Origin of the sequence: Paraburkholderia sp. Clong3, assembly GCF_050436485.1 — a bacterium.
Taxonomy (GTDB): Bacteria; Pseudomonadota; Gammaproteobacteria; order Burkholderiales; family Burkholderiaceae; genus Paraburkholderia; species Paraburkholderia tuberum.
This window is the reverse complement of record NZ_JBNDMH010000003.1, coordinates 2,879,079-2,899,660: the sequence shown is the minus strand read 5'-3', so window position 1 is coordinate 2,899,660 and position 20,582 is coordinate 2,879,079. Positions and strand designations below refer to the sequence as shown.

Annotated in this window: 21 protein-coding genes and 1 pseudogene; 6 read left to right on the top strand and 16 right to left on the bottom strand. The window is 62.9% G+C overall.

The features are described 5' to 3' along the window. Window positions 1–103: 103 nt before the first annotated feature. Window positions 104–1,627 (top strand): NAD-dependent succinate-semialdehyde dehydrogenase, encoded by a 1,524-nt coding sequence (locus OKW30_RS36725; RefSeq protein ID WP_429349042.1) that lies wholly within the window; start codon window positions 104–106, stop codon window positions 1,625–1,627. A 44-nt stretch (window positions 1,628–1,671) separates the two neighbouring features. Next, complete coding sequence (locus OKW30_RS36720) at window positions 1,672–3,069, top strand: aspartate aminotransferase family protein (protein WP_429349041.1); 1,398 nt, start codon at window positions 1,672–1,674, stop codon at window positions 3,067–3,069. A gap of 60 nt (window positions 3,070–3,129) precedes the next feature. Here OKW30_RS36720 and OKW30_RS36715 read toward each other — a convergent pair. The 5 genes and pseudogenes from OKW30_RS36715 to doeA all read right to left on the bottom strand — a co-directional run bounded on the left by OKW30_RS36715 (window position 3,130) and on the right by doeA (window position 6,422). Further along, window positions 3,130–3,348, bottom strand: a pseudogene (locus OKW30_RS36715) (hypothetical protein). Further along, a complete protein-coding gene (locus OKW30_RS36710; RefSeq protein WP_184040027.1) occupies window positions 3,349–3,594 on the bottom strand; it encodes a hypothetical protein in 246 nt (81 codons plus the stop codon). After that, window positions 3,594–4,115 carry a hypothetical protein gene (locus OKW30_RS36705; protein ID WP_429349040.1) on the bottom strand — a complete coding sequence of 174 codons (522 nt, stop codon included), beginning with the start codon at window positions 4,113–4,115 and terminating at the stop codon, window positions 3,594–3,596. The genes OKW30_RS36710 and OKW30_RS36705 overlap by 1 nt, the downstream gene beginning before the upstream one ends. Window positions 4,116–4,440: 325 nt before the next feature. Further along, a complete protein-coding gene (locus OKW30_RS36700) occupies window positions 4,441–5,061 on the bottom strand; it encodes an alcohol dehydrogenase catalytic domain-containing protein (RefSeq protein WP_429349039.1) in 621 nt (206 codons plus the stop codon). Window positions 5,062–5,201: 140 nt separating this feature from the next. After that, entirely contained in the window at window positions 5,202–6,422 is a 1,221-nt protein-coding gene (gene doeA / locus OKW30_RS36695) for an ectoine hydrolase DoeA (protein ID WP_429349038.1), read from the bottom strand. 290 nt (window positions 6,423–6,712) lie between these two features. On the opposite strand from doeA, the gene OKW30_RS36690 reads away from it, so the two are divergent. Both OKW30_RS36690 and OKW30_RS36685 read left to right on the top strand, forming a co-directional pair. Continuing rightward, window positions 6,713–7,300 carry an ATP-binding cassette domain-containing protein gene (locus OKW30_RS36690; RefSeq protein WP_429349037.1) on the top strand — a complete coding sequence of 196 codons (588 nt, stop codon included), beginning with the start codon at window positions 6,713–6,715 and terminating at the stop codon, window positions 7,298–7,300. 209 nt (window positions 7,301–7,509) lie between these two features. Further along, a complete protein-coding gene (locus OKW30_RS36685) occupies window positions 7,510–8,859 on the top strand; it encodes an MFS transporter (protein ID WP_187627193.1) in 1,350 nt (449 codons plus the stop codon). A 62-nt stretch (window positions 8,860–8,921) separates the two neighbouring features. Here the strand turns inward: OKW30_RS36685 and OKW30_RS36680 are convergent, their stop codons facing one another. Both OKW30_RS36680 and OKW30_RS36675 read right to left on the bottom strand, forming a co-directional pair. Continuing rightward, window positions 8,922–9,311 carry a YunG family protein gene (locus tag OKW30_RS36680; RefSeq protein WP_184072728.1) on the bottom strand — a complete coding sequence of 130 codons (390 nt, stop codon included), beginning with the start codon at window positions 9,309–9,311 and terminating at the stop codon, window positions 8,922–8,924. A gap of 267 nt (window positions 9,312–9,578) precedes the next feature. Next, window positions 9,579–11,357 (bottom strand): arabinofuranosidase catalytic domain-containing protein, encoded by a 1,779-nt coding sequence (locus OKW30_RS36675; RefSeq protein WP_316251790.1) that lies wholly within the window; start codon window positions 11,355–11,357, stop codon window positions 9,579–9,581. Window positions 11,358–11,382: 25 nt separating this feature from the next. Between OKW30_RS36675 and OKW30_RS36670 the strand changes: the two genes are divergently transcribed. After that, the gene (locus OKW30_RS36670; RefSeq protein ID WP_429349036.1) at window positions 11,383–11,640 is read left to right on the top strand and encodes a hypothetical protein; all 258 of its coding nucleotides are present in this window, start codon (window positions 11,383–11,385) and stop codon (window positions 11,638–11,640) included. 336 nt (window positions 11,641–11,976) lie between these two features. On the opposite strand, the gene OKW30_RS36665 is transcribed toward OKW30_RS36670, so the two are convergent. The 7 genes from OKW30_RS36665 to coxB form a co-directional block, all read right to left on the bottom strand. Then, window positions 11,977–12,675 (bottom strand): hypothetical protein, encoded by a 699-nt coding sequence (locus OKW30_RS36665; RefSeq protein WP_429349035.1) that lies wholly within the window; start codon window positions 12,673–12,675, stop codon window positions 11,977–11,979. Window positions 12,676–12,695: 20 nt separating this feature from the next. Beyond that, a complete protein-coding gene (locus OKW30_RS36660) occupies window positions 12,696–13,466 on the bottom strand; it encodes a tetratricopeptide repeat protein (protein WP_429349034.1) in 771 nt (256 codons plus the stop codon). A gap of 176 nt (window positions 13,467–13,642) precedes the next feature. Then, window positions 13,643–14,968, bottom strand: a complete 1,326-nt coding sequence (locus tag OKW30_RS36655) for a ferredoxin reductase family protein (protein WP_184072736.1) — start codon at window positions 14,966–14,968, stop codon at window positions 13,643–13,645. Between the two features lie 51 nt (window positions 14,969–15,019). Next, the gene (locus OKW30_RS36650; protein WP_018423781.1) at window positions 15,020–15,355 is read right to left on the bottom strand and encodes a hypothetical protein; all 336 of its coding nucleotides are present in this window, start codon (window positions 15,353–15,355) and stop codon (window positions 15,020–15,022) included. Continuing rightward, complete coding sequence (locus tag OKW30_RS36645) at window positions 15,352–16,650, bottom strand: cbb3-type cytochrome c oxidase subunit I (RefSeq protein ID WP_429349033.1); 1,299 nt, start codon at window positions 16,648–16,650, stop codon at window positions 15,352–15,354. The genes OKW30_RS36650 and OKW30_RS36645 overlap by 4 nt, the downstream gene beginning before the upstream one ends. Further along, the gene (locus OKW30_RS36640) at window positions 16,592–17,890 is read right to left on the bottom strand and encodes a cbb3-type cytochrome c oxidase subunit I (protein ID WP_429349032.1); all 1,299 of its coding nucleotides are present in this window, start codon (window positions 17,888–17,890) and stop codon (window positions 16,592–16,594) included. Before OKW30_RS36640 ends, OKW30_RS36645 begins: the two co-directional genes overlap by 59 nt. After that, the gene (coxB, locus tag OKW30_RS36635; RefSeq protein WP_184072742.1) at window positions 17,887–18,573 is read right to left on the bottom strand and encodes a cytochrome c oxidase subunit II; all 687 of its coding nucleotides are present in this window, start codon (window positions 18,571–18,573) and stop codon (window positions 17,887–17,889) included. The genes OKW30_RS36640 and coxB overlap by 4 nt, the downstream gene beginning before the upstream one ends. Before the next feature lie 51 nt (window positions 18,574–18,624). Here coxB and OKW30_RS36630 point away from each other — a divergent pair, with 51 nt between their 5' ends. Beyond that, window positions 18,625–19,137, top strand: a complete 513-nt coding sequence (locus OKW30_RS36630) for a DUF2231 domain-containing protein (protein ID WP_184040085.1) — start codon at window positions 18,625–18,627, stop codon at window positions 19,135–19,137. Here OKW30_RS36630 and OKW30_RS36625 read toward each other — a convergent pair. After that, window positions 19,101–19,613, bottom strand: coding sequence for a CopD family protein (locus tag OKW30_RS36625; RefSeq protein ID WP_184072744.1), 513 nt, complete (start codon window positions 19,611–19,613; stop codon window positions 19,101–19,103). The genes OKW30_RS36630 and OKW30_RS36625 overlap by 37 nt on opposite strands. Then, window positions 19,610–20,335: a cytochrome c oxidase assembly protein gene (locus OKW30_RS36620; protein WP_260330684.1), complete on the bottom strand. Its 726-nt coding sequence runs from the start codon at window positions 20,333–20,335 to the stop codon at window positions 19,610–19,612. The genes OKW30_RS36625 and OKW30_RS36620 overlap by 4 nt, the downstream gene beginning before the upstream one ends. Window positions 20,336–20,582: the final 247 nt, after the last annotated feature.

Here is a 20,582-nt window from a genome sequence, read left to right as displayed (position 1 = left end):
GGCGAATTGCAGAAAAAACGTAGCCTTCGAGAAGCGGCAACAAAAAAAACCGCAGTGCCGCCGGACCTACAGTGATAGCAGACATCGCACACAGGAGGTCGTCATGTTGCTGGGTCATCCGGTCTTATTCAAATCGCTGTGCTACGTGGATGGACGCTGGGTTCATAGCGCGAGCGCCGCGAGCGTCGCGGTGCAGAATCCCGCGAATCAGGAAGTGCTCGGCCATGTGCCGATGCTCGAGGCGGCGCAGATCACCGCCGCGGTCGATGCCGCGCAGCGCGCGTTCGACACGTGGCGCTGGGTGCCGGTCGCCAAACGTTCGGCGCTGCTGTTGCGCTGGCATGAACTGATTCTGCGTCATCAGGAGGATCTCGCCGCGATTCTGTCGCTCGAACAGGGCAAGCCGCTTGCTGAAGCGCGCGGCGAAATTGCGTATGGCGCGAGCTTCGTCGAATGGTTCGCGCATGAGGTGCGCCGCCTGAATGGGCGCACGATTCCGACCCATATCGATGGCGCTCATCTGGGCACGATCATCGAGCCGGTCGGCGTGGCCGCGCTGATCACGCCGTGGAATTTCCCGTGCGCGATGCTCACCCGCAAGGCCGCCGCCGCGCTCGCCGCCGGTTGCACGGTGGTCGCGAAGCCCGCGCACGAGACGCCGTTCTCCGCGCTCGCGCTCGCGCAACTCGCCGAAGAAGCGGGCTTTCCGGCCGGCGTGTTCAACGTCGTGCTCGGCGAGCCGCAAATGGCGATGGAAACGCTGGTTTCAGATAGCCGCGTGCGCTCGGTCAGCTTCACCGGCTCGACGCGTGTCGGCGCGCTAGTGATGCAAACGGCCGCACGGGCGGGCATCAAGAAGACCGCGCTCGAACTGGGCGGCAACGCGCCTTTCATCGTGACCGAAGATGCGAACCTCGAACACGCCGTGCGCGTCGCGGTCGCGGCGAAGTTCCAGACCTCGGGCCAGGACTGCTGCGCGGCAAACCGGATCTTCGTCGCGCGTTCGTTGTATGAAGCGTTCGTCGCGCGATATAGCGATGCCGTGAAGGCGTTGAAAGTGGGCGGCGCCTTCGACCCGAACGTGGACGTCGGCCCGCTGATGCACCAGGCCGCGTTCGACACGACCGTGCAGCGCGTCGCCGACGCGCGTGAGAAGGGTGCGCGCGTCACGGTAGGCGGCGCGGCGCACGAGCGCGGCGGCTGGTTCTTCGAGCCGACCGTGGTCGCCGATGCGGCGCCCGGCATGCGCATTTACGACGAAGAAAATTTCGCGCCGATCTCGGCGGTCACGCCGTTCGATTCGCTCGACGAAGTGGTCGAACGCGCGAACGACACCGAGTATGGACTCGCCGCCTACGTGTGCGCGAAAGATCTGAACACCGTGTTTCAACTGATCCGCCGACTCGACTTCGCGATGGTGTCCATCAACGGCGCGAAGTTCACCGGCGCACCGATTCCGTTCGGCGGCATCAAGTCGTCGGGGCTTGGACGCGAAGGCGGCGTCGAAGGCTTCGAGCCGTTCGTCGAGACACGTTATTTCTGCCTTGGCCAGCTTGGCTTGCCGGTCAGCGACAGCGCCCCCGCTCGTGCCGCTGCACATGCGATGGCGACGGACGCAACGGCCTGAACCTACCGATTCATTCATCCAGACATCACACGAAGGAGCGACCCATGACTCAATTCGATCAACTGCTGAGCGCCGATCGCGCGCACTTCATGCATCCGTCGACGCACGCGCACGATCACGCGAGCGGCGCGCTGCCGGGCCGGATCGTGACCGGCGCGAAAGGCATCCGTATCGAAGACCATCAAGGCAAGTCTTTTATCGATGCATTTGCCGGTCTTTACTGCGTGAACATCGGCTACGGCCGCACCGAAGTGGCCGAAGCGATTTACGAGCAGGCGAAGAAGCTCGCGTATTACCACACATATGTCGGCCACTCGACCGATACGATCATCGAGCTGTCGTCGCGCATCATCGACTGGTCGCCGCAGGGCATGAAGAAGGTGTACTACGGCATGTCCGGTTCGGACGCGAACGAAACGCAGATCAAGCTCGTCTGGTACTACAACAATGTGAAGGGCCGCCCGAACAAGAAGAAGATCATTTCGCGCGAGCGCGGCTATCACGGCTCGGGCATCGTCACCGGCAGTCTCACGGGATTGCCGAGCTTCCACCAGTTCTTCGATCTGCCGATCGAGCGCGTCAAGCATACCGTGTGTCCGCACTGGTATCGTCGCGCGCCGGCCGGTATGAATGAAACGCAGTTCGTCGCGTACTGCGTCGACGAACTCGAAAAACTGATCGCGCGCGAAGGCGCCGACACGATCGCGGCCTTCATCGGCGAACCGGTGATGGGCACGGGCGGCATCGTACCGCCGCCGGCCGGTTACTGGCCCGCGATCCGGCAGGTGCTGAAGAAGCACGACATCCTGTTGATCTGCGACGAAGTGGTGTGCGGTTTCGGCCGGCTCGGCTCGAAGATGGGTGCGCAGCACTACGGCATTCAACCCGATCTGATCACTGTCGCGAAGGGTTTGACGAGTGCTTACGCGCCGCTGTCCGGCGTGATCGTCAGCGAAGGCGTATGGGACGTGATCGATAAGGCATCGCAGGAATCGGGTGCGTTGGGGCATGGCTGGACCTATTCGGGCCATCCGATTTGCGCGGCGGCGGCGCTCGCCAACCTCGAGATTCTCGAACGCGAGAACCTCACGCAGAATGCGGCGCAAACCGGCGCTTATCTGCTGGAGCAATTGCATGCGGCGTTCGACTCGCATCCGCTCGTCGGCGAAGTGCGCGGCGTGGGCATGCTGGCCGCGCTGGAGTTCATGGCCGACAAGGATGTCCGCACGCCGTTCGATGCGGCGCTGAAGGTCGGGCCGCGTGTGTCGGCTGCCGCGATGCAGCGTGGACTGATCGCGCGGGCGATGCCGCACGGCGACATTCTCGGCTTTGCGCCGCCGCTGGTGACGTCGCGCGGCGACGTGGACGAGATCGTGAAGCTGACGCGCGAGGCGGTGGATGAGGTGGCGTCGCAGGTGTTTGCGCCGGCTGCTTCGCTTTGATGAAATGAGGTGAACGAGAGCCCCGGCCGCTGCGATGCGGTTCATGGTCGGGGCTTTCATTTAGTTCGTGCGGTAGTGCCGCCATAGCTTCATGATGGCACATAGGCAAGCGCTGCCACGAACAATTCAATAGTCACCCACACTACGAAATATAGAATCCGAAGCACGCCACCATGCGAGCGCCTCGCTTTCCGTCCACGGATAGGTGTATGGGTGGACATAATGGATCGACAGAACGAAAAGGCCGAAAAATAGCGCGACCTGAGATCGCAAGAACAGCTACTTTGGCGCTGAAAGATTCAGTCGCGCGGCCAGATCCGGATGCGCTTCGCCTAGACATCGAAGTGCCAGCGCTCCAAGCTTGCGGGCCGATTCGTCATCCAATGGAGTTTCCGGTGCTTCAGGAATATCGAGGAACATCGCCCGATCCAGGGTTGATTGAATAGCACGACGCGACACGTTGCTCATTTTGAGCGTATTCGTGTCGTCGTCGTAGATAAAGACGACAGCAAGGTCTCGGACCATCAATAGCCTCTGCACTGGTTGTATGTTTCAAAAGCACGTTGCTCGCACGCAAAGCGAGTTCTCAAATCGCCGCCGTATGTTTTTGACAGCATCTTGCACGCGATCATATTGCGCTCATATTCCATCTCGCACTCGATCTCTTGTCGTTCGCTCACACCGCGTGCACCAAGAATCGTCACGTCTCCGCCTGTCGAAGTGTCAGAATACTCGAACGGCTGGGCATTGCCCAGATTCTGCGGTATGGGCGGGCTGCTGCCATATTGCGAGCGTGCCATGCTAACGTCGTCCGCTTGTTGCGCGCGCCCGCGACAATCGCACGCCCATGCGTAACCCAGGGCTTTGGCCATTGCGTAACCGGTCGAATACGACCGAAGCCTATCCTGCGGAAACCATTCGCCGGTTTCGACGTTCAGCGCCATTGCGGATGGCATTGGCGGAAAGTTTGAGTATACCGAATAGATGATACGGCAAAGCAAGCACTCTTCCTTGCCACCGGTGCCGTCCTGTTTCTGTTGTCCCATTTGACCTCTTCTTATTTTGCAGAAAACACCCGACGAATTAACCATCCAAATGAGTCGTCGTCAACAGAATTAATTTGGGATAGAGCCGTTTTGACAAACATTGACAATAAGCATTGTCCAACGGCAAATGAACCTGAGGCCCACAGGGTTCGTATCGACGATTCGCCGATAGGCGGCGAGTCCGTCACAGGAGGCGATTATCGACGGATGATCGTCGATTTGAACGAAACCACGATCCGCACCCGACTTGGAAAATTCTGATTGCCACGGCCGAAAAAAAGCCCGCCTTGCTGGGCGGGCTCGCATATTCCTATTGCACCGAGAGTTACCGAAAGCTAATGCGCGGCTTCGCCGCCATAATGCCGATCCGGAATCCTTCCTTGCCCTTGCTGACCACCGCATACGGAATCGCGCCGCGCGCGCGGCATAGCTGGATGATGGCCGAGCCGACACCGCCGGACGCGCCGGTAATCAGCACCGTTTCGCCGTGCTTGACGGCCGCGCGCTCGATCATCTGCTCGCCGGTGTGATAAGCGCACCAGAGCGTGGCGAGTTCGGCGTCGGAACAGGTGCAGTCGACCCGATGCGCGTTTTCCGCGGGCACGGCCGTGTATTCGGCGTAGCCGCCGTCGCGGCCGTGGCCGATGTAGTCGATGTCGGCGAGGCTGTCGTCGTCGCGGTTGTAGATCGACGCGTCGACGATCACGCGCTCGCCGATACGCGCGTCGCTGACGCCGCGACCCACCGCGACCACGCGTCCGACGATATCCGCGCCCTGAATGCGCGGACACGTCAGCGTCGAGCGGCCGCGTCGCCACGTCGACACCGCTTGCGGATCGTCGTCGGTGCCGTAGGCGCCCTGGCGGACCCACACGTCGGTATTGTTGAGACCGCATGCGGTGACGTCGATCAGTACCTCGCCAGCCGCGCACGAGGGCACCGGCACGTCGTCGCGCTAGACCAGTTTGTCGAGGCCGCCGTGCGCGGTCAGCACGACGGCCTTCATCGTTTTCGGAAGCATGTTTCCCCTTTCGTTGAAACGGGCGTCGTGCTTAGCGAGTACATGCGGGCACGACGCCCGCGCAATCACGGTTTGACGAACAGCTTGCGTGGCGTCCTGCAAAAGGTCTCGACGCCGGTCCGCGTAATCAGAATGCTCTCGGTGATTTCGAGGCCCCAGTCGTCGAGCCACAGGCCCGGCATGAAGTGAAACGTCATGCCGGGTTCGAGGACCGTCTTGTCCCCAGGGCGCAGGCTCATCGTGCGCTCGCCCCAGTCCGGCGGATAGCTCGCGCCGATCGGATAGCCGCAGCGGCTGTTCTTCTCGATGCCGTATTTATGCAGCACCGCGAAAAATGCATTGGCGATGTCCTCGCAGGTATTGCCCGGTTTCGCCGCGGCGAGCCCGGCTTCGATCCCTTCGACCACCGCGCGTTCGCCTTCGATGAAATGCTTCGGCGGCTTGCCGAGGTAGACGGTGCGCGACTGCGGGCAGTGATAACGCTTGAAGCAGCCGGCAATTTCGAAGAACGTGCCGGCGTCCTTCGCGAACGGCGTGTCGTCCCAGGTCAGATGCGGGGCGGCCGCGTCGGCGCCGGTCGGCAGCAGCGGCACGATCGCCGGATAGTCGCCGCCATAACCGTCGATGCCGGTAATGCCTGCCGAGTAGATCTCCGCGACGAGGTCATTCTTGCGCATGCCCGGCTCGATTCGCTCGACGATGTGCGCGTGCATCTTCTCGACGATGCGCGCGGCCACGCGCATGTACTCGATCTCGCGCGGCGATTTGACCGCGCGTTGCCAGTTGACGAGGCCGGTTGCGTCCTGCCACTTCGCTTCGGCCAAATGCGCGACGAGCGAGCGATAAGCGGCGGCGCTGAAATAGTAGTTGTCCATTTCGACGCCGATCTTCGCGTTGGCCCAGCCGCGCGCCGCGATCACGTCGCGCGCGAGGTAGTCCATCGGATGACGCGCAGTGGATTGCACGAAATGATCCGGATAGCCGACGATCTGATCGTGCTGCATAAAGACGGTGCGCTTGGCACCGTTCGCGTCCTGACCGCGGCCGAACCAGACCGGCTCGCCATCCAGCGCGAGCAGCACGCACTGATGCACGTAAAACGACCAACCGTCATAGCCGGTGAGCCAGGCCATATTGGTCGGGTCCGACACGATCAATAGTTCGATGCCGGCCGCCTGCATGGCCTTGCGCGTCTTGGCAAGACGCGCGGCGTACTCGTCGCGTTCGAACGGCAGGCGCACGACGGGCGCCGCGATTCGCGATTCGTGTTGCGTCGTAGCTGACATCTTCCCCTCTCTCTCCGAGCGTGACGTCGTTGCGGAAAGTGGCGCCCGGTGCCAGTGAACGGGGCGTCCACGCGTATCTCTCGCCGCAGTCTAATGCCGCGAAAAAACGCCGCTGAATGTGCTAGTTCAATGTTCGCGACGTTATCGACGGACGCTGGCTCTTTGTTGCAGTGCACGCTGCGCCGCCCTCGTCCGCGCGTAAAAAGAATTGTTCTAGAGCAATCTGGATCGCAAATATGGCTGCGTATTCTGGTTCGCACCACACGTACGACGAACGGGACCGAATCGATATGAACACCGCGCGAGTCACCGATCTGTTGAGCGCTTCAGGCATCGCCCCGGCAAGTCTTTCCTCCGAGGAGCGCGCGGTCGCCCCCGCAAGCACACCGGCGCGCCGACACGAAAGCCCGGCGAGCAAGCCATTGATCCGGCTCGACCGGATCACGAAACGATATGGCGCGCTGACCGTGCTCGACGAACTGTCGCTCGGCGTGATGCCCGGCGAGAAGCTCGCGCTAATCGGTCCGTCGGGATCAGGCAAGACGACGATCCTGCGCATCCTGATGACGCTGGAGACGATCGATGGCGGCCATATCGAAGTGGACGGCGAACAGCTGTTCCATATGCCGCGCGGCGGCCAGATGGTGCCTGCGAACGAACGGCATCTGCAGAAGATGCGCGAGAAGATCGGCATGGTGTTTCAGCACTTCAATCTGTTTCCGCACAAGAGCGTGCTCGACAACGTGACGCTCGCGCCGATGCTGACGAAGGGCGAGAGCCGTGAATCGGCCGAGAGGCGCGCGCTCGACCTTTGCGGCGAGAACGAGGCGAGGCCACAGCAGGGTCATTTGATGACGCTGCCGTCGCTGATGCGCTGAGAGCGCTGCGCGACGCCAATCATGTTGTTTTTCCCGAACGCGCGCGACGCGTCGCCGACGCACGCGTACGGATTACCGCATCCGTTGCAGGCTTTATGGAAAACCCCGATGCCTGCATCGTCCTAGAACATCGTTGCAGGCGCGGGTCGCCGGTATCGTGGATTCGGGCGACGTTGCCTGTGTCGCATAGAGACACCCCAGGAGAAGACATGCACTACGTACATTCATGGACCGCGCAGAGCCCGCAACCGCAGGCGCGCAGCTTGCTGCGACGCGCAATCGCGGCGTCGGCACTCGGAAACGCGACCGAGTGGTTCGACTACGGTATTTACGCCTACGGCCTGAGCTATATTTCGGCCGCGTTGTTTCCCGGCAGCACCGCGCAGGCCACGTTGTTCGCGCTCGCGACGTTCGCCATTTCGTTTCTCGTGCGTCCGCTAGGAGGATTGTTCTGGGGGCCGCTCGGCGATCGCCTCGGCCGCAAGCACGTACTCGCGTTGACGATCATCCTGATGTCGGTCGCAACGCTGCTGGTCGGACTCGTGCCGACTTACGCGAGCATCGGCTGGTGGGCACCGGTTATCCTCGTCGTTCTGCGGATGATCCAGGGCTTTTCGACGGGCGGCGAATATGGCGGCGCGGCGACTTTCATGGCCGAATACGCGCCGGACAATAAGCGCGGCTTTTGTGGCAGCTTCCTCGAATTCGCGACGCTGTCGGGCTTCTCGCTCGGCGCGTTTCTGATGCTCGGTTGCTCCGTCGTGCTCGGCAACACGGCAATGCATGCGTGGGGATGGCGTCTGCCGTTTCTGATTGCAGCGCCGCTCGGCCTGATCGGTTTCTATCTGCGCTCCAGGCTCGAAGACACGCCGGTCTTTCGCGAGCTCGAACAAACGATGCACAAGGAGCAGCATAGCTGCGTCACGCTGAAGGCATTGCTGCGCGACTATTGGAAACCGCTGATCCAACTCGGTGGACTCGTGGTTGCTTTGAATGTCGTCAACTACGTGCTGCTCGCCTATATGCCGACTTTCATGCAGAAGCAGCTCGGCATGAGCGACAACATGTCCCTGCTCGTGCCGCTGATCGGCATGCTCGCGATGATGGTGTTTCTGCCGTTCGCGGGCACGTTCTCGGATCGCGTGGGACGCAAGAACGTCTGGTGGTTTTCGCTGATTGGCCTATTCGTCGCGGCGATTCCGATGTTCCTGCTGATGAAGCTCGGCGTGGCGGGCGCGTTCATCGGCTTTGCGGTGCTCGGGCTGTTGTACGTGCCGCAACTGGCCAGCATCTCGGCGATGTTCCCCGCGATGTTTCCGACCCAGGTCCGTTACGCGGGGATGGCGATTGCGTATAACGTGTCGACGTCGATTTTCGGCGGCACGGCGCCGATGGCGAACGAATGGCTGGTCGCGCATACGGGCAATGCGCTGGTGCCCGCTTATTACATGATGGCCGCGTGCGTCGTGGGGGCGATTGCGTTGATCTACGTGCCTGAAACGCGCGGGTGTTCGTTGCGCGGGCAAGGCATTCCGGGGAAGCAGGAAGTGATTGGTTGAAGTGACATGGCGTGGCCAACCGCGTATCGATGCAGTTCGGCCACGCGTGTTTGATTGAGCGTTTATTTCAGCTGGCTTTGCGCGAGCCTCGACTTCAGCAGTTCGTATTTCTCCCGCGACGTATCAGCGAACGCCGCCTCACGACTCGAACGCGTATCGTCGAATGGAATCGGCTCGGCAAACTGGCTGACCGTCAGATCCCATCTGCTGCCGTCGATCAGATTGTAGAAGTGCGTGCCCCCCGACGTACGCGTCGTCAGAATCTCGCCACCGAAATAGTCCTGCATGATCAGAGACGTCACGCTGCAATGATTCTGCGCGGGATTCGTCGACGACCACGCGTGCGCGGGGCTCGACGTATCGCCGGCCCATACGCGTGCAAGCACGCGGTATAGATCGATGGGCGTCGCAAAGGGCTTCGATACGGCAGGCGGCTGTGCTTCCTGTGTCATGGCGGCAATCCTTCGTTCGATGAGCGGATAAGGTCGTGGAAAACAAAAAGCCCCGTCGTTGCCGGCGGGGCTTTCTGGCGCATGTCGCTGCGACTGATGTCTAGCGGCGTATGCGTATGCGAGTCCCCACAGGCAGTCCCACGCGGGCATGCGCATGATGATGCTTTGCAGTCGGGCGGTACGTGAGGGCTTGCATGGTGAGCGAGTGTGCATTCGATTGCGCGACGCGTCAACGAATCATCGATGACTGCGTCGCGCTGACCGTGCTTACGACTTCGCGCCGCTCAGGATCGCGAGGCTCGGGCAGTAGTGCGTCGCGCTCAGATACGCGGCCTGCTGCGAGCGCACGCCTGCGCTGCTCGACGTCGGCGGATCGATGAATACCTGCGCGTTGTTCGATCCCGCCGGTGCCGTCAGCGTCATCGTCACTTTCCACCAGTTGCCGGATTTCACCGCGCTCAGCGCCGTCGCTTGCCCCGCGCCCCACGTGCCGCGCACGATCGCGCCGGTGTTGGTGTTCAGCACCCAGCCGAACTCGGTGCCGCTCGGGTCGTCGGTCTGGATCGAGCCGCCGGGGAACACCGTCGCGTTGGTGGTGGCGAGCACGTAGTCGGTGAACGTGTACGACTGGCCGCCCTGCACACGGATCACTTCGTGAATGTTCGACACGGCCGAACCGTTCGTGCTCGTGACCGTCGCGGCGCCGCGATCGACGCCGGAGATGTCGGTGGCGGGCACGGCGGTGCCGCCGCTCGACTGGAACCACGCATCCGGCGTCGCGAGACTGAGCGGCGAGTTGATGAGGTTGTTCGCGTAACAGGCCGACGCGGCCGCGTTGGTCGGCGGCCCGTAGAAGCTTGCGATGCTCGCCTGGATCGCGTTGTCGGTCGTATCGGACGTCGCCTTCGTGATGATCGCGCCTTCGAAGAACTGGATCGGCGCGGCGCTGCCGTCGCCGCCTTCGCCGAGCGACAGACCGCCTTGCCATTGGCCGTTGAATGCGTGACCGGCGTCGTTGCCGAAGTTTAGCGCTTCAGGCGGCGTCTGATCGTATAGCGACGTCAACACGCTTTGGGAAGCGGAGCCGCCTTTGACCGCGAACAGATTCGACGCGGTGACCGGCGAATACTTCGACAGCACCGTCACGAACTTCTCCTTCGCCGGCTGCTGCGGACCATACAGATAGACGCCGGCTTCGGCATCGACGCCCGGCCAGTTGGTATCGAGCGCATTGCACACCGGGTCCTTCACGTTGGACGGCTGGATCGAGTCGCCGTCGCAATAGCCGAACACGGCCGCGTTGCCGTTCGAGAACGCGAGTGCGAACATTTCGCCTTCCACTTCGCCGTGAGAATAGGTGCTCGGATTCGCGCTGTTCTCCATGTTGCCGTAGGTGCCGCAGCAGGTCGACGACTGGCTGTAGTGCGCGCCGGCCACCATGTACTCGGCGATTTCGCTATCGCCGATCGACTGGTTCACCGTGCCGAAACGTTTGCGATAGGCCTGGCCGGCCAAGGTGCCGAGAGCAGGAATCTGCACGCCGTTCGTCGTAACGAGAGCGAGTTTGGCCGGCGTGCCGGTAAGCGCGGGCAAGTCGTTGCCGATCGTCAGTTGCTGCGTCGGCGCCTGCGCGGTCAAGGCGGTCGGCGGTTGCGCCAACTGAACGGTCAAGGCGCCGGAGGTGCCGGGCAGTGTGATGGTCGCGAAGCCGTTGAGGACCGGTACGGTGGTCGTTGTGCTGCCGTTCTGTACGGTGAGCGATTCCGTGCCGTCCTGGTTCAGCGTCAGCGTCGCGGGGACATTACCGAACGCGCCGTTTTTCAGCGGCGCGACCAGATCGATCTGATCGTAGATGTAGGTGACCGAGCAGGTGGTGTTGTTACAGAAGGATTGCGTGCTCTGCACATTCGCCGAGCCGACCAGCGAGCGGTCGCCGCCCTTCAGCGTGCTGTTGGTGTACGGATAGACGTCGAGGGTCGTGTTGTCGGACGCGCGTTGAATCTGGAACAGCGGGCCCGTGTAGTTCTTCGTCAGCAGTCGGGTCACGCTGTGCGCGGCGGAGCAGGGCGTGTTGGCCGTGGCGGCAACGTCGCAGGGCAGTGGAATAGCCGTCGTCGCGTTGTTGTCCGCCGATGCATTCGAATTCGATTGCGATGCATTGCTGATCGGCGCCGCGTTCGAGGTGGCCGCGTTCGCCACCGGCGATGTCGACGCGCCGCTATTGTCGCCATTGCATGCGGCGAGTCCGACGGCCATCGCCAGCCAGACCGCCACTAATCCCATTCTTCTGGACATCATGACCCCTCCTGTTGAACCGCTGATCGGTTGAAAACACTTAGTTGATCTGGATAAAGAATCGAGACAGCCGGCAGGCCGGCGCCGAACGTCCGGCAGGTAATAATATTAGTCAATAATATTGATTTGACGGCATGGGGTAATCCCCATGCGAACTGAATGAAAATGAAAGAATCCGAACTGCTCGCGGCATGCGCCTTCCGCATAAGCTAGAGTCTTGGTTGGATTATTACTAATATTTTGTGCAGCGCGGCATGCTGCATGCCGGTCTGCGCGAGGGTGTGAAGCGAAGGGGATAGAAATGAACGCGGCGCGCGTTGAATCAGGCGTTCGACCGCGGATGGCTTGCGCCGATGTGCTTCAACGCAATTCAACCGCCGGACAGAACCGTGTCCTCGACTTCGTAGCGCTCATTGCCAACTGAAATCAGATTGATGCCGGCATGCTTGCGCGTCAGCGTGTCGCCGGGCATCGGCCGATCGCTCGCGGACGCGGCCGTGCCGACTACCCGGCCGTCGACGCCGAAGAAAATCGCCCGTGTGGCGCCATCGGGCCAGTAGACCACGACCGTAGTCGATCGATCGCTGTGATGCACGACGCCGAACTTGCACATCGTTTTGGTCTGTCCGTTGCCACGCTCGCACGGCAAAGTGCCGCTCGCGCTGATAGGCGATTCCTTCACGGGCCCGTGGCCGTTATGCGAGCCGGCCTGAGCGCTTTCAGTCGAAATCGAAATCAGCGTTACGCCATCCGCTTCGCCGACCACGCGCGCGTGCCGCTGATGCCTGGCGATCGCGCGCACGGCGGCGCCGTCGCGCGAGCCCGGACAGCCGACCAGCATCGCCATATGGTCGAGATAGTTCACGGTCGCGGCCGACTCGCCGAGCCGCCGGCATGCATCGCCCGAGTGCGGATAGCCATCGCCGAGCACGACGAACGACGCGGGCCATTCGAACGGTTTCTCGATGCCAGCGGCCTGCGCGGAAGTCGAAGCGCCGGCGGCACCGAAAGCCATCGCCGCAATCGCCGCGTACGGCGCCGAAGCAAAAGACCGGGTCGTGCGTCGCATCGAAGTTCTCCTCGGCTTGCTCACGTTCGAGCCGCGCCGGCCGCCAACGCGGCCTGCGCCCGTTGCAGCCACTCGCGATTATGCTCGCGCGCGTGGCGCGGCCAATGTTTGGCGTCCTGCACGATTTCCGCATAGAGCGCGCCGGCGCGGCGGCGGTCCGCATCTTCCGGTTGCGCGGCGAGCCAGTCGGCGAACAGGCAGCGCGGCGCGACGTCGGTCGCGCAGGTCAGCGCCTGTTCGAATGCCGCGCGTGCGCCCGGCGCATTCCGCGCGGCCAGCGTGCGCGCGTTCAGCAGCGCCGGCTCGCCCTGGTTGCGTGCCCGCGGATTGACCGAGAACAGATCCGCCAACGTCGCATCCGCGGCCGTGTAGTCGCCGAGCGCGAACTGCGAGCGCGCGAGACCGAGCAGCAGCGCAGGATCGTTTGCAAATGGGCCGTTCGCCGCGGTCTGGAAATGTTCGAGCGCTTCGCGCGGATTGCCGGCCGCGAGCAAGGCCTCGCCGAGCCGCATCCGATGCTGCACGGTCGGCGCGCGGTCGAAATCGGCGCGCGCTTCACGCAGCGCGCGATTCGGATCGACGAATTGCGTGATCGCCTGCGTGGCCACCCGCGCGCCACGCGAGTGGCGCAGATCCGGCAGATAGATCGCGAAGAAGTACACGACGCTGCCGAGCAGCGGAAAAGCAAACAGAATGAATAGCCAGTAGATGCCCTGGTTATTGCGCATCGCGTGGACGGCGAAAAAGATCGCGATGAAAACGTGAAGACCAATTCCAAAAAAGTAGGGCATATCGATTCAACCTTCGAGCATGAGGAAAAGCGCGCCGCGAGCCCGTCTTTGGCGTAACCGGGCCCTAATGCAGCGAACCGACCCGCAGATACGCGAATAGAAGCGACAACGCCACGACGATCACGCCGGTGGCAACGACGAGACGGTTGGCCAACAGTCGGCGCATCGCAAGTCTCCTAGACGAAACTGTAGCGTTCGGAATGGTAGCGGATGCGCGGCACTTTCATTTCGCCGAGCGCCGTTTCGATCGCATCCATCATGGAGTCCGGGCCGCAGATGAAATACTCGTGATCGGCGAACTCGGGCGGTAGATGTCGCCGGAACATCGCGGCGTCGATGCGCCCGACTTCCCCGCTCCAGCCTTCGGGCGGGTCCGACAGCACATAGACGATGCGCAGATCGAGCCGCGCTTTCAGCGCATCGAGCTCCTCGCGGAAAGTCAGCGAGTCCCAAGTCTTGCCGCTGTACAGTAGCACGAGCGGACGTTGGTCGCCGCGATCGGCGAGCGTGCGGATCATGCTCATCATCGGCGTGATGCCGATACCGCCCGCGATCAGCACGTGCATGTCGGTCGGATGCCCGATCGTGAACGCGCCATACGGTCCGTCCAGATACACACGCCGACCTGTTTCGATCGTCTTCACCTGGCTCGTGAAATCGCCGAGATTGCGGATCGTCATTTCGACGCGGCCGTTCGCGGCCTCGGCACTCGACGAGAACGAAAAAGGATGTCCGGTGATCCTGAACGGGCTGCCCCACACGTTGAGCCAGCCGAACTGGCCGGGCTTGAAGCGAAAGCCAGCGTGGCCGTCGGGCTGCATCACGAGCGTCGTCGTGTCGCCGCGTTCGGCGCGCACTTCCGCGATCCGGTACGGACGTCTGATCATGAAGAGCGGCTTGAACAGACGCACGTACAGCAGCAGCGCTACCCAGAATGCTGTCATGCAGATCCACAGCGTGCGCTTGAACGGATCGGTCAGGTAGAAGCCCCAGCCGATCATATGCAGCACGCCGCCGAAGATCGCGACGAGCGCGAGCCCGATATGCGACAGATGCCACAGCTCGTAACGAATCTTCAATTGCTTGCGCCATAACGCGGTGATCACCAGCACGATCACCGAGCCGATCGACAGGAACGCGAACCACGCACCCCACGGTACCTCGAGCAGCGAGTCGGGCATCGCGACCTTGTCCGAGCGGATCGCGAACAGGATCAGCGGATGCACGACGACCAGGCTGACCGCGAGCAGCGACACGCGTCGATGGAAATGATAGATAACGTCCTCGCCCCACGGCTCGGTCACGTGACGAAAGCGCGCGGTGAGGCCGAATTGCAGGCCCATCATCGCGAGTCCGGAATAGCCGAGCGCCACCGAGAATTCGGTGCCGAAGTTGCGCGCGGGCGGGAGCGTACCGGTCAGCAGCGCAAACAGCGGTGCGAGAATGAACAGTAGATAGATGACCGACCAGACGGCCTTGTGCACGAGATCTCGAAACTGCATCGGTGCTTCTCCATGCCGGGTGCGGCGGTCCCGCTCGCGCTCAGTCCGCGTTCAGACGCAGGTGGTGAGCAGCAGCGCGGGCCCGAACGTGATCACGGTCGCGACCAGCGCCGCGATCAGGGTCCAGACGACGACGGTATGCATGAACGAGCTGATGCGTTCGGGACCAGGGTCGCGGGTCGCGGCGCGATAGCGCCATAGCCAGCCGATCGCGATCAGATGCAGCAGCAGAATGATCGCGAGACTCGCGCGCAGCGGGCCGGTGGGCCACGCGAACGCGCAGCCGATCGCGTGCAGCGCATACAGGATCACGAACGCGAGACACCAGATCGTGAAGCCGACGGCGAGCCACCACAACCGCCGCGGCGAAAGCGGACGCGCATTCATGGTCTGGCTCCCAGCACGGCGACGAGGCTCGGCAGCGCGAGCACGAGTCCAAGCGCGATGATGCCCGTCGCCAGCGTGTAATCGACCCACAGGCGGGTAAGACGCAGATCGGTCAGGCGTCGCGCGGAAACGAAGCCAGCGCCGACGCGCAGCACGTTGCTGACGAGGAACAACAACCCGACGCCCGCGTGAATTGCGATGTACGTGAGCAGCGCCGCGGCCGTCGCGCCGAGCGCATGTTCGCGCGGATTCGGTGTCACACCGTTGATCAGCATTACGCAGGCGATGAGCGCGACGATCAGCGCGATCGCGCTCAGCCCGATCGTGCCGTGCGGTTTGCGCTCGGCGGCGGCCGCGCGCAACGAGCCACGCGTGGCGGCCGCGGCCACCGCGAGCGCGACGGCCGCGACCAGCGCGAGCCCGCGGTTCGGATGCGGCGTCACGGCTGCCGGCCAGTTCGGCGCGGCAATCCACAGATAGAACGTGCCGAAGATCAGCGAGGTGAACAGCGTGCCGTTCGCGACCAGCGCGCAGATCATCGAAAGCCATGACGGCGAACCGGCGACCTCGGTATGTGGCGGCACGCTGACGCCTCGGCCGACCGGCAGCGCGCCATAGTCGCGCGCGTGCCCCGCGCTCTGGCCCGCGTAGATGAAGAGGCCAAACGTCACGAATGCGAATGCGACCGACAGCAGATAGAACTTGAACAGCATCGCGAGCACCGCGGCGGCGGTCATGAGCGCGGTGACGAGCGGCAGATACGTCGAGTTCGGCAGCACGATCAGCTGTTCGGGCTCGCCCGATGTCATATGCACGCCTAGCGTCTCCTGCCAGCCGTTGCGCGTGAAACCGAGGTAACCCTCGCCGCGCGCTAGAGAGGTCGCTAGCTTGCCCGGGGGCACCTTTTCGGTTTCGGCGTCCATGTGCGGGATCGACGCGAATGCGTACGGCGCGGGCGGAATCGGCATCGCCCATTCGAGCGTGGTCGAGTCCCACGGATTGCGTCGCACGCGCTGGCCGAAACGCAGCTGCGCGACGATGTCGATCACGACGAGCGCGAAGCCGATCGTCATCACGAAGCTGCCCACCGACGACAGCAGATTGAGCCAGTTCCAGCCTTCGTCGCCGCTATAGGTGAAGACGCGCCGCGGCATGCCTAGCAGGCCGGTCAGGTGCATCAGGAAGAACGTCATGTTGAAGCCGATGAACACGAGCCAGAACGCCGGCACCGAAAGGTTATGCACGGCGGTGCGCCCGGTCAGCAGCGGCAGCCAGTAATAGAACGCCGCGAGCATCGGAAACGCGAGCGCGCCGGGCCACCACGTAGTGCAGGTGCGCGACGACGAAGTAGGTGTCGTGCGCCTGCCAGTCGAACGGCACGATCGCGAGCATCACGCCGGTCAGCCCGCCGCACGTGAACACGAAGAAGAAGCCGAAGATGTACAGCATCGGCACGTCCCAGCGCGGGCGGCCGTGCGACAGCGTGGCGAGCCACGCGAAGAACTGGATCGCGGTGGGCACCGCGACGATCGCCGAGCCCGCCGAGAAGAACGCGAGGGCCAGATGCGGAATGCCCACCGTAAACATGTGGTGCACCCAGATGCCGAAGCTCAGGAACGCGAGCGCGATGATCGCGACGACGATCGTGCGATAGCCGACGAGCTTGCGGCGCGCGAACACGGGGATCATCGTCGACAGCACGCCGGCCATCGGCAGGAAGATGATGTACACGTCCGGGTGGCCGAACAGCCAGAACAGATGCTGCCACAGCAGCGGATCGCCGCCGCGCGTCGGATCGAAGAACGGCAGGTTGAACGCGCGCTCCACCTCGAGCAGCATCGAGGCGAGAATCAGCGGCGGAAACGCGACGATCATCATCATCGCGGTGACGAGGATGTACCACGCGAAGATCGGCATGCGATCGATCGACATGCCCGGCGCGCGTATCTTGAGGATCGAGACGGTGAGTTCCACCGCGAGCGAAAGCGCTGAAATCTCCACGAACGTGATGCCAAGCAGCCACACGTCGGCGTTCAGTCCGGGCGTGTACACGTTCGAGCTGAGCGGCGTGTACATGAACCAGCCGCCGTCCGGCGCGGAGTGCAGGATCAGCGACACGGTCAGGATCGTGCCGCCGAACAGATAGCACCAGTACCCGTACGCGGTCAGCCGTGGAAACGCGAGGTCGCGCGCGCCGATCAACTTCGGCACCAGGTAGACCGCGAAGCTTTCCACCATCGGGATCGCAAACAGGAACAGCATCATCGACCCATGCATCGTGAAGACCTGGTTGTAGGTTTCCACGTCCATGAAGGCCGCATGCGGCGTCGCAAGCTGCACGCGCGTGAGCATGCCGAGAATCCCCGCGATCGCGAAGAACACGAAAGACGTGATCATGATGCGCAAGCCGAGGACGGTATGGTTGACCGAGGTAAGTCTCTGCACGCCTGGCCCGGTGGCCCAGATCGCGGCAAGCTGGCGATGCAGCCGCAGCGCGGTGATGCCCTGTGATGGCGGCTCGACGGGCACACTCATTTCTTCACCTCCCCGTTGGCGGCGGCGTTTTTGACAGCAGCCGGAAAATCTTCCGGACGATCGACGATCACGGTGAAGTGCATCCCCGCATGACCGATGCCGCAAAACTGGTTGCATTGTCCGGCGTACTCGCCGGGCTGATCGGCCTGGATACGCAGCAGGTTGTGGTGGCCAGGGACCGCGTCGATCTTGCCCGCGAAGCGCGGAATCCAGAACGCGTGCACGACGTCCATGCTGGTCACGACGATATCGACCGGCGTACCCGCTGGCAGATGCAGCACGTTCCCGGTTTCGACGTTGCCGAGTTCCGGATAGCGGAAGGTCCAGCGCCATTGCTGCGCGATCGCCTCGATGCGCGCGGGCGCATGCGCGCGCAGCGGCAGCAGCAATTCGCCCGCGTACAGCGCGTAGCAGATCAACGGGATCAGGATCACTGCCGGCAGCACGAGACCGCCGAGCACGATCCAGCGCGCGGGCGACACGTGCGAGCCCCAGCCGGGCCGGAAGACCGTCATCAGAAACAGTACGAGCACCATCGCGAACAGGATCGCGGCGCCCGCCAGCATCACCCACCACAGCCCGGCGATCGATGCGGCGGCCGGACCCGATGGCTCGAGCGTCGAGAGCGGCCCGGTGCAGCCGGACAACGCGGCGAGCGATCCGGCTTGGACGGCCAGGCGCAAGCAGCTATGATGGTTTGCACCACCAGGCATCCGATGCGAGGACACACCATCATGGCAAACAAAGGCAATGCTGGAAACGAGACGCGAAGCGAAGTGATGCTCGAGCTGTTGCGGCTCGACAAGGGGTCGGTGGTGGCGCTCGTCGGTCATCCGATTCACGTGATGATGGTGCATTTCCCGATCGCGTTCGTCGTCGCGACGTTGGGCGTCGACGTAATCTACTGGTGGACGGGCGACCCGTTCTGGATTCGCGCCGGCTTGTGGGCCGCCGGCTTCGCGTTCTGGAGCGGCGTGGCTGCGAGCGTGGTCGGTACCGCCGAGCTGCTGCTGGTGCGCGGTATCCGCCTGAAGGAAGCGAGCTGGTCGCATGCCGTCGCCGCGATGACGCTCGTCGCGCTCGCGGGTGCGAACTGGGGCGTGCGCCTTTATTACCCCGATGAGATCCTGCCGCATGGGCTCGTGCTGTCGGTGCTCAGCTCGGTGATGACGGGCTTCGCCGGCTGGCATGGGGGCAAGCTCGTGTTCGATCATGGCGTCGGAATTCTCGTTTCGCCGAAGGAGTGATGCAGCCAGCGGCCAAGTCCGCCGGGCTCGAACAGATGCGGTGCCAGCAGGTTCGAGTCGATGTGAGGCTTGGCCAGCACGATCCAGATGATCGCGACGATCACGATCAGATAAGCGATGGTCAGCGCGATCGCCGAGGCACGGCTGAAGCTGCCGTCGGGCAGATACAGATCGTGCAGTACGAGGCCGGCCAGCACATGCAGCATCGCCATGATGCCGACGAACACCATCTTCGCGGTGAACCATTCGACGAAGGTGGCCTGCAGAAAAATCAGCGCGCTGCCGCTCGCAATCGCGACGAAAGCGGCGGGCGAGGTCAACTCCACGAACACGAGACGCGTGATGCGGTGCAGCCGGTCGAGTTCGGTGCCCGCCGCGAGCCCGCGGCGCTGCCAGAACAGATACGGCAGCACGATCAAACCGCCCGACCAGACGGCGATCGCGGCCAGATGAATGAACTTCAGCAGGGTCGTCACAGCGCGGGCTCTCTGACGCGCAGGCTTGACCAGACGAGCGAAAGTCCTGCCGCGAGATAAGGGATCATCGCCAGTACCCACATCAACAGTCCGGCGAGTTGCTGGTCGGCGAGCGGGGTGAGCCCCCACGCGGCGGTGGTCGCGAAGTGCGCGACGTAGAGCGGCACCGGCGCGAACACGATCAACGCGCCGAGCAATCCCATATGGCCGATCGTCGCGACGAGCGCCATCAGCGCGGGGCCGGTCGGCAGCGACGGCGAGAAGATGCTGCGCCACATGAGCCATGCACTGCCAAGCAAAGTGATCTGCATCAGCCAGTAGCCGGGTACGGTCGACAGTCCCCATGCATACGGCCCCGGCGCATGCCACAGCCAGATGATCACCGCATGCGCGGCGACTACCGGCACGAGCGGCGGATGCGCGAGGCGCGGCAGCGGAAACGCGAGTGCGAGCAGCGGCGCGACGGCGGCGATCAGAATGATGTGATGGGTGACGCGTGCGGAGAACAATGCCGAGGATAACGCGCAGAGCGGCGACACGAACACGAGGGCCATCAATGCGACGGCGCCCCATCCCGCCCGTGCATTCGCCGAGCGGTTGCTGGCCACGAACCATGCGAGCGCCGCGAGCGCGACGAGCAATGGCGGATCCGTATTCCAGCGCAGCCACAAGCTTTCAGGGACAGCCGCGGGACCACAGTAGGCGACAGGAAAATATGGCATGGGCGATGTCTTCAACGAGTCCAGGTGCTTCTTCAATACACGCAAGCAAACGCGTGACAGATAACGCCTTCGAATTGTCGGGACGGCTCACGATCCAACTGATCGCTCGTGTACTCTAGCGCAAATAAACTGTTTAGGGACGGCTATCTGAATCCTGTAAGTTTTTGCGTGACAGAATGTTTTCAATTTGTCACTCGAGGCGTTTGCCGGCGGAATAAAAGCCGGTGTAATGGCGGCGGTAAGATTG